This is a genomic window from Chryseobacterium sp. S90, assembly GCF_047444895.1.
Lineage (GTDB): Bacteria > Bacteroidota > Bacteroidia > Flavobacteriales > Weeksellaceae > Chryseobacterium.
In genome coordinates, this window is the sequence record NZ_JBLGCX010000001.1 from 704108 (window position 1) to 720226 (window position 16119).

At 37.5% G+C, this 16119-nt stretch carries 12 protein-coding genes; 3 read left to right on the top strand and 9 right to left on the bottom strand.

From position 1 onward, the window contains the following. The first annotated feature begins 81 nt into the window (after positions 1 to 81). Positions 82 to 3423: a DEAD/DEAH box helicase gene (locus ACLMCG_RS03270; RefSeq protein WP_413958784.1), complete on the top strand. Its 3342-nt coding sequence runs from the start codon at positions 82 to 84 to the stop codon at positions 3421 to 3423. A 112-nt stretch (positions 3424 to 3535) separates the two neighbouring features. Here ACLMCG_RS03270 and ACLMCG_RS03275 read toward each other — a convergent pair whose 3' ends face one another. From ACLMCG_RS03275 to ACLMCG_RS03300, 6 genes are all read right to left on the bottom strand, one after another. Then, a complete protein-coding gene (locus tag ACLMCG_RS03275; RefSeq protein WP_413958785.1) occupies positions 3536 to 4846 on the bottom strand; it encodes a T9SS type A sorting domain-containing protein in 1311 nt (436 codons plus the stop codon). A gap of 240 nt (positions 4847 to 5086) precedes the next feature. After that, positions 5087 to 6262: an acetyl-CoA C-acyltransferase gene (locus ACLMCG_RS03280; protein ID WP_413958786.1), complete on the bottom strand. Its 1176-nt coding sequence runs from the start codon at positions 6260 to 6262 to the stop codon at positions 5087 to 5089. 155 nt (positions 6263 to 6417) lie between these two features. Then, a complete protein-coding gene (locus ACLMCG_RS03285; protein WP_413958787.1) occupies positions 6418 to 6918 on the bottom strand; it encodes an endonuclease V in 501 nt (166 codons plus the stop codon). A gap of 3 nt (positions 6919 to 6921) precedes the next feature. Next, positions 6922 to 7290, bottom strand: a complete 369-nt coding sequence (locus ACLMCG_RS03290) for a glyoxalase (RefSeq protein WP_413958788.1) — start codon at positions 7288 to 7290, stop codon at positions 6922 to 6924. Beyond that, entirely contained in the window at positions 7287 to 7736 is a 450-nt protein-coding gene (locus ACLMCG_RS03295; protein ID WP_413958789.1) for a GNAT family N-acetyltransferase, read from the bottom strand. Before ACLMCG_RS03295 ends, ACLMCG_RS03290 begins: the two co-directional genes overlap by 4 nt. An 80-nt stretch (positions 7737 to 7816) precedes the next feature. After that, positions 7817 to 8857: a M28 family metallopeptidase gene (locus ACLMCG_RS03300; RefSeq protein WP_413958790.1), complete on the bottom strand. Its 1041-nt coding sequence runs from the start codon at positions 8855 to 8857 to the stop codon at positions 7817 to 7819. A gap of 161 nt (positions 8858 to 9018) precedes the next feature. Here ACLMCG_RS03300 and ACLMCG_RS03305 point away from each other — a divergent pair, with 161 nt between their 5' ends. Beyond that, complete coding sequence (locus ACLMCG_RS03305; protein ID WP_413958791.1) at positions 9019 to 10158, top strand: aminotransferase class I/II-fold pyridoxal phosphate-dependent enzyme; 1140 nt, start codon at positions 9019 to 9021, stop codon at positions 10156 to 10158. Positions 10159 to 10291: 133 nt separating this feature from the next. On the opposite strand, the gene ACLMCG_RS03310 is transcribed toward ACLMCG_RS03305, so the two are convergent. Next, positions 10292 to 13024 carry a sodium-translocating pyrophosphatase gene (locus ACLMCG_RS03310; protein ID WP_413958792.1) on the bottom strand — a complete coding sequence of 911 codons (2733 nt, stop codon included), beginning with the start codon at positions 13022 to 13024 and terminating at the stop codon, positions 10292 to 10294. A 135-nt stretch (positions 13025 to 13159) separates the two neighbouring features. Here ACLMCG_RS03310 and ACLMCG_RS03315 point away from each other — a divergent pair, with 135 nt between their 5' ends. Continuing rightward, positions 13160 to 14881: an amidohydrolase gene (locus ACLMCG_RS03315; RefSeq protein WP_413958793.1), complete on the top strand. Its 1722-nt coding sequence runs from the start codon at positions 13160 to 13162 to the stop codon at positions 14879 to 14881. A gap of 84 nt (positions 14882 to 14965) precedes the next feature. On the opposite strand, the gene ACLMCG_RS03320 is transcribed toward ACLMCG_RS03315, so the two are convergent. Both ACLMCG_RS03320 and ACLMCG_RS03325 read right to left on the bottom strand, forming a co-directional pair. Further along, on the bottom strand, positions 14966 to 15577 hold the full coding sequence (locus ACLMCG_RS03320; protein ID WP_089691215.1) for an inorganic pyrophosphatase: 612 nt from the start codon (positions 15575 to 15577) through the stop codon (positions 14966 to 14968). Between the two features lie 17 nt (positions 15578 to 15594). Then, a complete protein-coding gene (locus ACLMCG_RS03325; RefSeq protein ID WP_413958794.1) occupies positions 15595 to 16107 on the bottom strand; it encodes a hypothetical protein in 513 nt (170 codons plus the stop codon). Positions 16108 to 16119 lie beyond the last annotated feature (12 nt).

Below are 16119 nucleotides of genomic sequence, written 5' to 3' on the forward strand. Positions count from 1 at the left end.
GTTGCCAAAATGGGGTAAGCTGTAGCCAAAATGGATTCTCAAATACATTTGTTTTTTGTAAGTTTGCCTTCATCAATTTTTATGGCAGAATATATTCTTGACAACGTTAATATCAGTACACTTTCGGTATATGACCTGCTGAAACATACCTCAGACAGTGCATTCATCGGAATCAGAGATTTCCGCGAAATCTACCCTGCTGCTATTGAAAACAATACAGGAATATTTACAAAGCAATCTTCATTATACGATTTCCCAATGGTCAGCATCAGCAAGGTCGGCAGTTCACTACTCTGCTCTTGCACATGTGATAGCCAGAAAGACCTGCTTTGTTCTCATCAGGCAGAAATCATCCATTGTATCATAGAGGATAAAAATTACCGTCTGTTTTTTGATGATATTCTCCGTAAAAAAGCTTTTCTCCATAAAGCAAAATCCTACGGCCTTGAAAATGAACCGGATCTGGACCAATATTTTCAGCTGGAATACAGAGATGGCAAAATTGAAATCCATCCTAAGATTAAAGAAATGCTTCCTGTAGAGGATGTACTATTTCAGAGAGATCTTCTTCCGCAGTTTACCTCAAAACTGGATGAACTTACAGTACTGGGAACAGGAAAAAAACAGATATTGGTTATCGGTAAGCACCGCTATTATAACCATATGACCTTCTCCCTGATGGAAGCGGAAATAACGCAGACAGGCAAGCTCAAAAATCCGGTGACTCCTGTAGATTCCATGCAGCTGATCTGGAAAGCTGAGAAACCGGCAGAAATTAAATTTTATACAGCCATTACCTCTTTTCAGAATAATTATAATGAAGATTACAACCCTTCAGAACTGGAAGCTTTAAAACTTATTGTACAAAATCCTTTGGGATTGGATGTCTATTATCACGACCGGGAAATTGCAGAAACAGTGTCAGCAAAGTCACTTTCTCAGGTTGAATTAAATACTTTAGATGCTGAGGTTCAATTGTCTGTATTTAAGAAAGATCCGTTTTACGAAATAACAGGAGAATTGTTATTTAATGATATTTCTGTTCCTTTCAAAAATATTGTTCTCAGAAATGAATATTTTGTATATAACCGAAACATTTTCAGCTTTGTAGATCATCCCGACATGCTCAAAATCATCAGGTTTTTTAAGGCTAATAATGAAATTTTACTGATTCATTCCTCAAAATATGAGGCATTCATGAAAGAGATTCTCTCTATCATGGAAGAACGTATTCATATAAATTACAATTACATACAAGCCGCAACGAAAGTACAGCTTGAAGATAAGAATTATCACACGGAAAGAGTAATTTATCTCCGTCAGCAGGAAAATTATATTGGTATTACTCCCGTTATGAAATACGGAGATGTAGAAGTTCCGGTGTATTCCAGGAAGCAGCTTTTTGATACGGACCAAAATGGAAATCCATTTAAAATAGAAAGAAACGAACCTGCAGAGGCCCGCTTTACTTCACTGGTCATGCAGCAGCACCCCGATTTTGAAGAGCAGATGGACGGCTATCAGTATTTTTATCTTCACAGGGATAAGTTCCTGGATAACAACTGGTTTCTTGAAGCTTTTGAAACCTGGAGAAATGAAGGAATAACCATACTGGGCTTTAATGAATTAAAAAATAACAAATTAAATTCCCATCGGGCTAAAATCAATATTCAGATCACTAGTGGACTAGATTGGTTTAATGCTAAATTAAAAGTAGGTTTTGGCCCTAAAGAAGCCTCTTTAAAACAGCTTCACCGCTCAATTCGCAATAAAAGTAAATTCGTTCAGCTGGATGATGGCAGTATGGGAATTCTCCCTGAAGAATGGATGGAAAAGATAGCCGCATACTTTCATGCAGGAGAAATTGACGAAGAACTTTTAAAGATTCCGAAAATCAACTTCACGGAAGTCAGCTCTTTATTTGAAAAAGAAGTCCTGAGCCAAGAAGTTCAGGAAGAACTCACCACTTATTCCACCAAGTTCTCAAAAGTAAAAAATATTCCCAAAGTCAATATTCCGGCAGCACTGAATGCTGAACTCAGGGATTATCAGCATGACGGACTGAACTGGCTTAATTTTCTTGATGGATTCAATTTCGGAGGGTGTCTTGCTGATGATATGGGACTTGGAAAAACTATTCAGATCATTGCTTTTATTCTGTCACAGAGGGAAAAACGAGGGCACACCACGAATCTTATTGTAGTTCCTACTTCCCTGCTTTTCAACTGGCAGGAAGAGCTCAGCAGATTTGCACCTTCTATAAAAGTCCTGCTTCATTATGGTGCAGACAGACCCAAAACAACTGCTCATATGCAAGACTATGAAGTAGTTCTTACCACTTACGGAATGATGCTTTCGGATATCCGTTTTCTGAAAAATTTTAATTTCAATTACGTGTTTCTGGATGAATCACAGATTATTAAAAACCCAAATTCAGAAAGATATAAAGCGGCACGGCTGCTTCAATCGAGAAACAGGATTGTATTGACTGGTACTCCTGTTGAAAACAGTACTTTTGACCTTTACAGCCAGCTTTCTTTCGCTTGTCCGGGGCTTTTGGGAAGCAAGCAGTATTTTAAAGATATTTATGCCATTCCTATTGATAAATTTGAATACAGTAAACGGGCGTTGGAACTTCAGCAAAAGATAAAGCCCTTTATTCTCAGAAGAACCAAGAAACAGGTTGCAAAAGAGCTGCCTGAGAAAACAGAAACGGTCATCTACTGTGAAATGAATGCAGAACAACGCAAAATCTATGACGCCTATGAAAAAGAGCTTCGTGAGTTTATTGCAGCTAATGATGATGATGATCTGAATAAGAACAGCATGCACGTTCTTACGGGTCTTACAAGACTCAGACAAATCTGTAACTCTCCTGTGTTGATGAAAGAGGGATATTCCGGTGCAAATGCTGTTAAAATTGAGATTTTGATGGAACAGATCCTTGGGAAATCACAAGATCATAAAATTCTGGTCTTCTCACAGTTTGTCGGAATGCTTGATCTGATAAAGACTGAACTGGAACGCCACAATATTCAGTTTGAATATCTTACAGGGCAGACTAAAGACAGAGGAGAAAAGGTAAATAACTTTCAGAAAAATGATGACATCCGGGTCTTTTTGATCAGCTTAAAGGCTGGCGGCGTTGGTCTCAACCTAACGCAGGCGGATTATATTTATCTGGTAGATCCATGGTGGAATCCTGCTGCCGAAAACCAGGCCATTGACCGAAGCTACCGCATTGGACAAACTAAAAATGTAATTGCCGTCCGGATGATCTGTTCTAATACTGTGGAAGAAAAAATTCTTACGCTACAAAAAAAGAAAAAGCAGCTGGCCCAGAATCTGCTTACCACTGACGGAACAAAATTTCAGGGACTATTTAAGCAGGATCTTATGGATTTACTGGAATCCGGATCATAATATCTAAAAAAACTGAAAATAAACCAATTACACCAATAAAAAAAACCGACAGGTAAAGGACCTGTCGATTAAAAACAAAAATTGATATGGATATGATTTAGATATGATGTGTCTATTTTTTGATAATTTTTTCTGTGACTATTTTTTGATTTTTTGTCAGGATTTTAATAAGATACGTTCCCGGAACAAAATTGTTCATAGAAACTGTCATCGAACTGCCTTCCAGCATCTTCTGCCCTGACATATTATAAATTTCATATTTCTCCAGCCTTTCTTTCATCCTGATTGTTACCAAATCTGCTGTCGGGTTCGGATATATTTTAACACTGGCTGAAGCATCTTTGGAAACCTCCATTGTTGAAAGACTTTCCGGCTGAATATTAATCGTATAATCTTCTGCCTGCCCGATAAACCATCCTGAAGGACAAGGAAGATTCTCCAAAGTTCCCATCCATGAATTTGATTCATATGCTTTTACCAATCTGAAACGGGTTTCTCCAAGCTGTGCTCCTGCCGGAATGGTAATACTACCGGATGTAATTCCTGATTCTGTAGTAGTAACCGGATTGGAATTATCCAGATATCCCAGGTTAAACTTCTCATCCGCATCAAACTGATTATTATGGTTAAAATCAATATAAACATACGCTGATACGGTGTTCTGTCCGTGTGTACCTCCTGTTACCGTTATAGGATAGGTATTTCCACGATTAACAGTAAATACAGTCCCTGTAAAATTTTCAAGAACGTCTGAGTTACCATCAATAGCACTGCTTCTTACGGTTCCGGCAAATTCTACCTTGCTTATTTCGCTTACTGTAAGACTGGTTACATTTTCAGCACCACAGTAAGGAGCCGGAAAATTCACTGTATTCCCTACAATATTGACGGTATAATCTTCAGTCTGCCCTGCTCTTAAACCAGAATCACAAGCTGAACTGATAGAATTGGGAGCATTAGGATCTGAATAAGCCTGGACATTTGTATTTTTGAGAACACGCATTCTTGTACTTCCATTCGCTGCAGTAGCAGGAACCACTATTATATTATTGATCGTAAATGCATTGGCGGGATTTGCTGCTTCAAGTCTTCCAATGTAGAAGCTTTCTCCGGCATCATCAAAACTACCATTCTGGTTAAAGTCTATAAAAACAACTACATCACTTGGAAAAGTACTGGAAGGACCCGTTACAGATATATTATAATTACTTCCGGGCTGCAAATCTGTAGACATTGATGTAAAATTCTCATAAATTTGTACATTTCCAGACTGAACAGGCGATGAATTGTTGATGTTCCCGAAGGTAACGTTACTGATCATATTGCTGTCGGCTCCATACTGAAACGCAGGTATGCAATATTGCAATTGGGCGTTCGCCAGTGAGCAAAGTACAATACCAGAAAGAGTAGTTATTTTTTTCATTTTTTGTTTAAATTTCCTGGGACAAATTTATATTTATTTAGAATGAATAAAAATAACAATGTAATGATATTTGTCAGTTTAATAAAAATAAGGCTTTTATGAACTATCAGTATTTATTAAATAATTCATTTTACTTATAGATAACCAATCTGTTATAAATAAAAAAGCCCTTTCTCAAATTTTGTTTTAAGAAAGGGCTTTTCTTTATAAAAGAATGAGATCTAAGGAATTTTATCTGTTCTAACTTATATTTTCAATGAGAACAGCAGACGCTCCTCCCCCTCCGTTACAGATGGCAGCTATCCCCAATCTTCCTTTTTCCTGGCGAAGTACACTGACTAATGTTGTGATAATTCTTGCTCCTGAAGCACCAATCGGATGTCCCAAAGCAACCGCTCCACCATATACATTTACTTTATTCAGGTCGTAACCCAAAATCTGCTGATTGGATAAGATAACAGAGGAATAGGCTTCATTAATCTCGAAATAATCAATATCGGATAAACTGAGACCTGTCTGTTTCAATAACTTTTGAATGGCAACAGACGGAGAAGTGGTAAACCATTCGGGAGACTGAGCCGCATCTGCATAGGCTATGATTCTTGCTAAGGGTTTCAAATTATGCTGCTGAACAGCTTCTGAAGATCCTAATAGGATTGCTGCAGCTCCATCATTCAGATTACTTGAGTTTGCAGCTGTCAATGTACCGTCTGCTTCAAATGCGGGTTTTAAAAGAGAAATTTTCTCAGGAATAAGTTTGTCAATATCTTCGTCTTTATCTACGATTATAGCACCTTTCTTTCCTTCAATCGATATTTGGATCAACTCATCACTGAATTTGCTGTTTTTTGCCGCTTCCTGAGCCCGGTGATAAGAAAATAAAGCATATTCATCAAGCTGCTGACGCGTTAATCCATATTTTTTTACACCCAGTTCAGCTGCACTTCCCATATGGAAATCATTATACACATCCCACAACCCATCTTTGATCACGCCATCAGTAAGATGAGAGTCTCCCAGTTTTGTTCCCTGGCGAAGCTTAACGTAATGGGGAACATTGCTCATACTTTCCATACCGCCGGTCATGACAATATGTTCCAGACCAAGCTGAATCTGCTGAGCACCGATCATTGCAGACTTCATTCCCGAAGCACAGACTTTATTAATCGTTGTGGCATCTTTATCTACAGGAATTCCTCCAAAAATAGCGGCCTGCCTTGCGGGAGATTGTCCCAACCCGGCACTGAGTACATTTCCCATGTACACACTATCTATATATTCCGGAGCCAATCCGATGTTTTCACAGGCATTTTTAATTGCTACTGCTCCCAACTGAGGAGCGGTAAATCCGGATAGGTTTCCCATAAAGCCACCTACCGGAGTTCGTTTTGCAGCTAATATAAATACTTCTTTCATAAGATATTATTTTTTAATACCAATCGGTATATTTTTGGTTAAAAAAAATTCCCCCATATTCCACAAGAGAATACTACAAAGATAATTAAAATATACCGATTGGTATATTAAATGTTTAAAAAAAAATCTTACTTATAACAGTAAGACTTTAATTTTTATGTTCTACTTAGCTGATCCAGTTTTTTAAGCAGTGTGGGCATTCTGTAAATGCCATGCATTTGTTCAACTTTCAACTGAACTTCATCTACATTCATTCCTTTGGCTGTAACAAAAAGCGGTGTTTTACTTTCTCCACGGAATACGCTTCTCCTTTCGGAATCGGGAGTTGTAAATTCATTTTTTGCGATCCCAATAATAGGATACTTCTCTTTTAATTCTTCGTAAAGATGGCCACCCAGTCCAATTTTCCCACTGTTATCCAAAGTAACATATCCGTCAACAATGATAATGTCTTCCGGTTTTAATACTATTTTTGTCAGCAAACTTAAAATGCAGGGTAATTCTCTTTTGTAAAATGCTCCGCTTTCATATTCTGAAGTTACAGATGTTTGTTCTATAAAAACTTCCACTTCTTTTTCAGATGTCCAGTCCTCAAATGCAATACACACGGTATTGGCATAATCCTCATAATAATAGGTGTCAAATGCGTAAATCATATTTTATTCCTTAAAAAACTCACCGAAATGCCACAAAATCCCCGAAGGATCATGCACAAAACACTCTTTCCCCCAGACCATAGTTCTTACAGGGGTAAGTCTCACCTTTTCATAGGTATCTGTAAGCTTTAAAGATAAAAGCTCTTCCCAGAATTCATCTGTATTGGCCACTTCCATGAAGATCATGGTATTATCAACCCAATCTTTTGCATAATAATCCTGAAGGTAAAAGCCTATTTCCTCACGTATAAACAGCGATAGTTTGGGCTCAAGAACAACTTCTTCAAATCCGAGATCTTTATAAAAGTTTCTGCTGATCTCAAAATTCTGTGCTCCTATAAAAGGCCTGATGGATTTTAGTTTCGGTGTCATACTATTTTATTTTTCCAGTATTCATAGGTCATTTCAAACTTTATCTCTCCTTTTCCATGGGTTCCTGTTTCCTTCCAACCAGATTTTCTGTAGAAAGTCTCAGCCCTTGTTCCGGGTGAAGTACCAAGCCATAGATCGTCTTTCTTTTGTTCAAAATACCAGTCGAGCATGATGTCATGAAGTTTTCTGCCGATTCCCCGGTTTTCAAAATCAGGATGTATAAACAAAGCCCAGATATTGTTTTCTTTGAGATCTGCAATGGAAAAACCAACAATCTGTCCTTCTGTCTCCCCTACCCATCCTTTTCCTCTATGAAAAAGAAATTCCTCACAGTCTTTATCTGTAACCAATCCCGGATCTGATAGTGTATTTTCTTTCACCGAATTTCTTACAACCTGTATCTGTGGAATATCTTCCGGTCTTGCTTCTCGAATTACTATATTCATGGTGATTTGTTGATAAATGCTAAATCTTTTTACTCTTAATCCTTGTCAAGGTTTAAAACCTTGACAAGGATGATATCTGATTATTTTCTGTCAACCACAATTCTTTCTTCTCTATTGGCAATATCCCAAGCTGTAGTAAAGATAAGCTGGGTTCTTTTCTCCAATAGTTGATAATCAATCTTTTCAGGATCATCGCCTGGTTTATGATAATCTTCATGAATACCATCAAAGAAGAAGGCTACAGGAATATTATGTTTGGCAAAATTATAGTGATCTGAACGGTAATATAATTGTTCAGGATCATTCAAATCATCATACTTGTAATTAAGTTCCAGATTATTGGTTCTCTTATTGGCTGCTTCATTGATTACTTTAAGCTGAGAACTTAACATTTCAGAACCAATAACATACACATATTGCTTTCCTCTGTTGGCAGGATCATCACGTCCTATCATATCAATATTAAGATCAACAAGAGTATTGGCCAATGGAAAGACAGGGTTTTCGGAATAATATTCTGAACCAAACAATCCGTGTTCTTCTCCTGTAACATGCAGAAACAGGATTGATCTTTTGGGTCCTTTTCCTGCTTTTTTAGCCTGCTGGAATGCTTTTGCAATTTCCATTACGGCAACAGTTCCGCTTCCGTCATCATCAGCTCCGTTGTACACCACTCCATTTTTTGTTCCTACGTGGTCATAATGTGCTGAAACTACAACAATCTCGTCTGGTTTTTCACTTCCTTCAATAAAAGCCAGAATATTTTCAGAATCAGGGAGATTACCTCCACCTCTTTTTTTCATAAACTCAGACGGAACTTTCTGATAGTATGAGCCTAGTGCTTTCGGTCCGGAAATACCAAGATTTTTATAGTAATTAATCATATACTCTCCCGCTTTCTTCTGTCCTTTACTTCCTGTATCACGCCCTTCCATATCATCTGCTGCAATAACATACAGATTTTTCTTTAAATCTTCAGCATTAATTACCTTGTATGCATTATTAAATGCCTTGTTATGTTTTGTAGAAACAGGATGTGAAGAATTTCCATCAGCTATTTTTGCCGTTCCACAACTGGTCACTACAGCCATGGCCAATAACGGAATAAGTATTTTTTTCATAAAGAATAAATTTCTTAAAAATAACAAATTTTATTGAAACCCAACATGAGGGATCAAAATCACAAAATCGTATGTTATCCATTTTAAAATTAACAATAATTCAATGTAAAGTCAATTTCGGTATTAATTTTTTATTATATTTGATTACAATACAAAAATAGGTGGACAAAATTTACGGATTTACTCATTATTCCTTTTTTACAGAAATGTCCGAGCTGGCAAACAGGCACGGAAGCTTTGATCTTTCTCTGGGCCTTCCCGATTTTGATATTGATGAACGACTTAAAATATTTTTAAAAGAAGCCGCCGAAAAAGAGACTTATCATTATGAACCTCTTTCCGGCAATCCTCTCCTGATTGAAAGTATCATCCGCTTCAATGCAAAACGGACTAACAAAATACCTGTGACCACTAAGGAAATAACCATTGTTCCGTGTGCAACCTTTGCTTTATATACTTCCCTCAAATCCATTTTAAATCAATATGATGAAGTGATTATTATTCAGCCGTCATATTACACCTATGGACCTGCTGTTGTAATGAATGGAGGAATTCCTGTTTATTATGATCTTGACGGTGATTTTACCATCAACTGGGATTTGTTTAAAAACTGTATTACTGAAAAAACCAAAGCTGTCATTGTCAATTCTCCCCAAAATCCAACCGGAAAAGTATGGAAAAAAGAAGACTGGAATCAATTGTATGAACTGATTAAGGACCGCAACATTTATTTGATTTCTGAGGAAATATATGATACGTACTGCTATGATGAAGCTGAGCATTACAGTTCTTTTATTCATCCGGGGCTAAGGGAAAAGACGTTCTGTATTTTTTCTTTTGGCAAAATGTTTCATACTTCCGGATGGAAAGTGAGCTACATGCTTGCTTCTGAAGCTTTAACGGCAAGATTTCAGTGCCATCAGCAGTATATCTCTTACAGTGCCAGTGCCCCGGCACAATATGCTATCGCAAAGTATCTGGATGTATTTGACCCGGCTATCAATAAAGAGATAATGCAGAATAAAAGGGATATTTTTAATCAGTTGATTCAGGAAACTCCTCTGCAGATAGAGCAACAGGCAGAAGGAAGTGTTTTTCAGGTGGTTAATTTCAGGAATATTTCGTCAACAATGACGGATGTAGAATTTTCAAAATGGCTTACGATTGAGAAAAAAGTATCCTGTCTTCCGCTTTCGGCTTTTTACAATTCAAGACAGAATTCAGATTATATAAGGTTCAGTTTTGCTAAAAAGGATGAACTAATTATTCAGGCGTTGGAACATTTGAAAAAGAATCTTTAATTTTTCTACATCTTTATTTTTCCCGCAAATTATACGAATTTTCACGGATGATTGTGGATCTCCATTTCTTCATGCTATCCAAATAATAACAAAAGCACCGCCAAGGCAGTGCTTTTATTGTATTGTAATGATTTTAAAGAGCCAGAACTCTTACATCAATTCTTCTGTTTTTTGCTTTACACTCATCGGTATCATTGGCTTCGCAAACCGGATGCTGTGATCCGTAACCTTCAGCTTCTACTCTGTCTGCAGCAACACCAAGTTCAAGTAATTTAAGTTTTGCTGTTTGTGCTCTCAGATTTGATAATTTAAGATTACTATCTTCATTACCGCTGTTGTCTGTGTATCCGCCTAATTTTATTTTCAAATCTGGATAAGCATTTAAGATTTCAGCTAAAGTATTCAGCTGGAGTTCATATCCTGCTTTTAAATCGCTTGAACCCGTTTCAAAATAAAGGTTTTCAATGGTATACCATTTATTAGGATCTAAAGCTGATTTATCTTTTTGTTTCACCACATTATAAAGTTGGTAAAGCTGACTTCCATCTCCTATAGCAATTGTTTTTCCTCCCTCTAGTTTTACTTTCTGAACATTTCCTGTTTCATATACAAAATCTCCGTTTTCATTAAGATGCCCTTTAATTTCTCCCGGAGCTACGGCAATTATTTTGGTATCAGCACTTACACCTGTTGAAGCACTGGTAATCCCTGTAAGACTTTCAATCTTTGCTTTTCTGTTGGCTTCAATTTTATCCTTGTGCAATACTGCTAAAGTAGGTGCAATAACCAAAGAAACAATAGACATTAATTTGATCAGAATATTCATGGAAGGTCCGGAAGTATCTTTAAATGGATCTCCAACCGTATCTCCTGTTACAGATGCTTTATGGGGTTCTGAACCCTTATAATAGGTCTGTCCATTGATATCCACTCCTTTTTCAAAAGATTTTTTAGCATTATCCCAGGCACCTCCTGCATTATTCTGGAACATTCCCATCAAAACACCACATACTGTAGCACCAGCAAGGAATCCTCCCAATACTTCAGGCCCGAAAATAAATCCGATCAAGAGTGGTGAGATGATTGCGATAGCCCCTGGCAGCATCATTTTTCTGATGGAGGCATCTGTGGAAATAGCAACACATTTTTCATATTCAGGTTGTGCTTTTCCTTCTAAGATTCCGGGAATTTCACGGAACTGTCTTCTTACTTCTTCTACCATGGCCATAGCAGCCTGTCCAACAGCAGTGATTGCCAGTGATGAAAAGATAAACGGAATCATTCCGCCAACAAATAGCCCAGCCAAAACATCTGCCCTGTAAATATCAATTCCGTCAATTCCTGCAATTCCAACAAAAGCTGCAAATAAAGCTAATGCCGTTAAAGCCGCTGAAGCAATGGCAAATCCTTTTCCGGTAGCGGCAGTTGTATTTCCCACAGCATCCAGGATATCTGTTTTTTCACGTACCTCTTTGGGAAGTTCACTCATTTCGGCAATACCGCCTGCATTATCTGCAATAGGTCCAAAGGCATCAATCGCCAGCTGCATCGCTGTAGTAGCCATCATCCCTGCTGCGGCAATGGCAACACCATAAAGTCCTGCACACAGATAAGATCCGTAGATTCCTCCTGCCAGCACAATAATTGGAAGTAAAGTAGATTCCATCCCAACGGATAAACCTCCGATAATGTTAGTTGCATGACCTGTAGAAGACTGTCTCACAATACTGGAAACCGGTCTTTTACCCATTGCAGTATAATATTCTGTGATGATACTCATTAAAGTTCCTACGACCAAACCTACCATGATGGCTCCGAACACACCCATTTTAGTAAACTCATGGCCTCTTAGAACCATTTTTTCAGGAAGGATATAGGTTACCAGGAAGTAGGATGAAATGGCTGTAATCACAATACTACCCCAGTTTCCAAGATTTAACGCATTTTGTACACTGGAAGTAGATGAACCTTCATTATCATTAATCTTCACAAATAAAGTTCCGATCATTGAAAATATAATTCCTGTTCCTGCAATCAGCATCGGCAAAAGGATTGGAGCAAAACCTCCGAAAGCATCATCAGAAATAGTCTCTCTACCTAACACCATGGTTGCCAGAACTGTTGCAACATACGATCCGAAAAGATCGGCTCCCATTCCTGCTACATCCCCTACGTTATCACCTACATTATCTGCAATCGTTGCAGGATTTCGGGGATCATCTTCTGGGATTCCTGCCTCAACTTTCCCAACAAGGTCAGCACCTACATCTGCTGCTTTTGTATAAATACCACCTCCTACTCTTGCAAAAAGTGCTATAGATTCTGCCCCTAAAGAAAATCCTGTAAGAATTTCAATGGTCTTTTCCATTTCGTGAGAATCTACTGTGGCATCAGGTGCAAAAATTTGTTTAATGATTAGAAACAATGCTCCTAAGCCTAAAACAGCAAGTCCGGCAACTCCCATTCCCATAACAGAACCTCCTGTAAAAGATACTTTAAGCGCTTTCGACAGTGAAGTTCTTGCGGCTTCTGCCGTCCTGACGTTGGCTTTAGTGGCAATTTTCATCCCGATAAAACCTGCTAATGCGGAAAATACCGCTCCTACAGCAAAGGCAATACCGATACTCCAATGTGAATTGGCATTGCTTGATCCCATTACGGCAAGTAAAATAGCGACCACCACCACGAAGTACATTAAGATTTTATATTCAGCCTTTAGAAAAGCCATTGCACCGTCTGCAATATGACCGCTGATTATTTTCATTTTTTCATTTCCGGCATTCTGTTTATTGACCCAGTTGCTCTGAAGAAATGTATAAAGCAAAGCTATGACACCAAAAATTGGCACTAACATAAATAGATCCATAGTTTATTATTTTATATTAAAAAATTGAGATTAGTCTTATAAATATAATGAAATTATAAACACATAATAAAATTCACTAATAATAATCTATTATTTTGTAAATTTGTTTCTCACCATGATTTGAATTAATTATTTATGAAAAGGATACTATATACTCTTTTTTTATCTGCAGGCATAAGCAGCTGTCATCATAAGATTCCACAAGAAAAAGCTGAGATACTCTATTTTGGAGGTCCTATTATAACAATGGAGGATTCTTCTCCCCAGGTTGAAGCTGTAGCAGTTAAAGATGGTAAAATACTTTTTGCCGGAACAAAATCGGATGCAGAGCGTTTTTCAGAACCAGCCACCAAAATGATTAATCTCAATGGAAAAACTCTTCTTCCCGGGTTTATAGATGTTCATGGACACCTTACTTCAAGAGCCGGGACTATGGATGCCGTAGACCTATCTCCGGAACCTTATGGAACAGTGAATTCAATTAAAGATTTACAGATTACGGTTAAGAACTACATTAAAGACAATAAAATTACAGATAAGCAGCCGATTATCGGAAATGGTTATGATGATGCAATTATGAGAGAACATCGTCATCCTACAAAAACAGAACTGGATGTCATTAGTAAAACCAATCCCATCATTGTTATTCATGCCTCAGGTCATGCCAGCGTAGCAAACAGTGCAATGCTACAACTTCTGGGAATAACAGAAGCATCAAAAGATCCTGAAGGAGGACATATCGGCAGGGATAAAAAAACAGGAAAACTGAATGGGAAATTAGAAGAAAACGCGAGTTTCACTGCTTTATTGACTTTAACGGAAAAAATGAATAAAGGTAAAGACACCCAGACTCATGCAATGGAAAATCTGATGAGAGCCCAGGATGAATGGCTCAGTTATGGGCAGACTACTATTTGTGATGGAAGAACTATGGGAGAAAGCGTTGCTCTGTTGGAAAAAGCAGCGTCTCAACATCTTTTTAAAGCCGATGTCGTTTATTTTCCCGACTATGAATATTTCAAAAAGGATTTCAGCCGCTTCAAACCAAAGTATATGAAATATGAAAATCGTTTGAAACTGGCCGGGTTCAAATTTTCTGATGATGGTTCTCCACAAGGAAAAACAGCCTGGCTAACTCAGCCTTATTTAGTTCCACCTGAAGGCCAGTCTAAGGACTACAAAGGATTTCCAATCTTTACGGATGAAACGTTATATAATGATCTGAAAACACTTTTCCAAAATCATATAACCGCACAGCTTCATGTAAATGGAGATGCTGCAATAGATCAGGCTATACGCGTTATTAAAAGGTTAAAAAATGAAAACATTTACAAACCGGAATTGCGGGCAACATTAATTCATGTACAAAACAGCCGTCCCGATCATATTCAAAAGATCAAAGAATTGGGTGTAATTCCTTCTTACTTTTCTACTCATGCGTATTTATGGGGAGATTGGCATTACTCAAGTGTTTTTGGTCCTGAAAGAGCTGCTTTTATAAGTCCGGCCAACTCAGCATTAAAAGCAGGAATTACGTTTACCATCCATCATGATGCCCCGGTTACACCACCAGATCTTATTACTGCAATATATGCAGCAGTGAATAGAAAAACACGTTCAGGAATGATTTTAGGCTCCAGTGAAAGAATCACTCCTCTTGAAGCCCTGAAAGCTATTACCATCAACGGAGCTTATCAACTGCAGGAAGAAGATAGAAAAGGTTCTATTAAAGCAGATAAAATAGCTGACTTTGTTATTCTGGATCAGAATCCTTTAACGATAAGTCCTGAAAATCTTAGAAACATCAAAGTTCTTGAAACCATAAAAGAAGGAAATTCCGTATACAAAAGGAACTAAGTCTTTTGAGACAGAATAAAATATTCACAAAGAAAAAGCAGATGAATCTTCATCTGCTTTTTTGTATGTTTTGGGAAGGAATTCTTATCCTCCGAATTTATCTGCGTAGTCTGTCTGAGAAGCTTTAATCACTTTTCTTGCGTGCTCAGCTCCGTAAACCTCCTGAATTCTACATTTTGCAGGCTCATCCGGTAGGTTTTTATACGTAAGGAAGTAGTGCATTAATCTTCTTACTTCAGCTTCCGGTAATTCAGCAATATCTCTGAAGTGTCCAAAAGCATGGTCATTGATCATTACTGCAACAATTTTATCATCAGCTTCTCCTCCGTCGATCATTTTGAAACCTCCGATTGGAATAGCTTCCATCAATAAACCTCCAGCGTGGATATTGTGAGAACTTAAAACACAAATATCAAGAGGGTCATGATCTCCCATTGTAACATCCGTAGCTCCTGACTCTACAGCAAGTCTCATCACTTCTTTATCACAGTATGTTCTTGGAACAAAACCATATAAAGCAGGGATAATGTTAGAAAATTTCTGTGGTCTGTCTACCTTTAAATATCCTGTTTCTTTATCTACTTCATATTTAATAGTATCTGAAGGAACAATTTCCACAAATACGTTTACAACATTTGGCGCATCTTCTCCTGCAGAAATTCCGTGCCATGGATGTGCTTTAAAATTTGGAATCATTATTTATCTGTTATTTTTTAAGTTATTATTAAAATTTCTTTTCTTAAATCTTCTATTGTTTCAACTATATAGTCGTTACCTTCCATGTAGTTCATGATGAAAATCGTTTTGAATTCGTCCAGCTGAACCTCTCCTTTCAATCCGTCATAGGTTTTGTGAAGCAATTCTATGATGGCATTTTTAGAGTCTACGATATTCTTCCATGAATTTTTTGTGATGTATAACTGCTGTGAAGAGTTATATTCAAATTCTTCATTAATTGTTTTTTCAGTAAGGAAAATAAACTCATGAACGGCTAATTCTCTATCAAATCTCTGAATAAGGTTTGATGGCTTCATTCTGTTCAGAAACAAAGTCATTCTTTCGTAAGAATGTGCTTTATTCTCTGAATTTGATTTCACGGTGAGTAATTTGATTTCCTGGTTTTTAAGGGTAATGTACGAGTGTACAAATTGTCTGAGCAAAACCAGAAAAGGAATTGCAATAATCAATGCAAATGCATACGGTAGATATCCTGAGAGACTCGTCATAATTTTAGACTG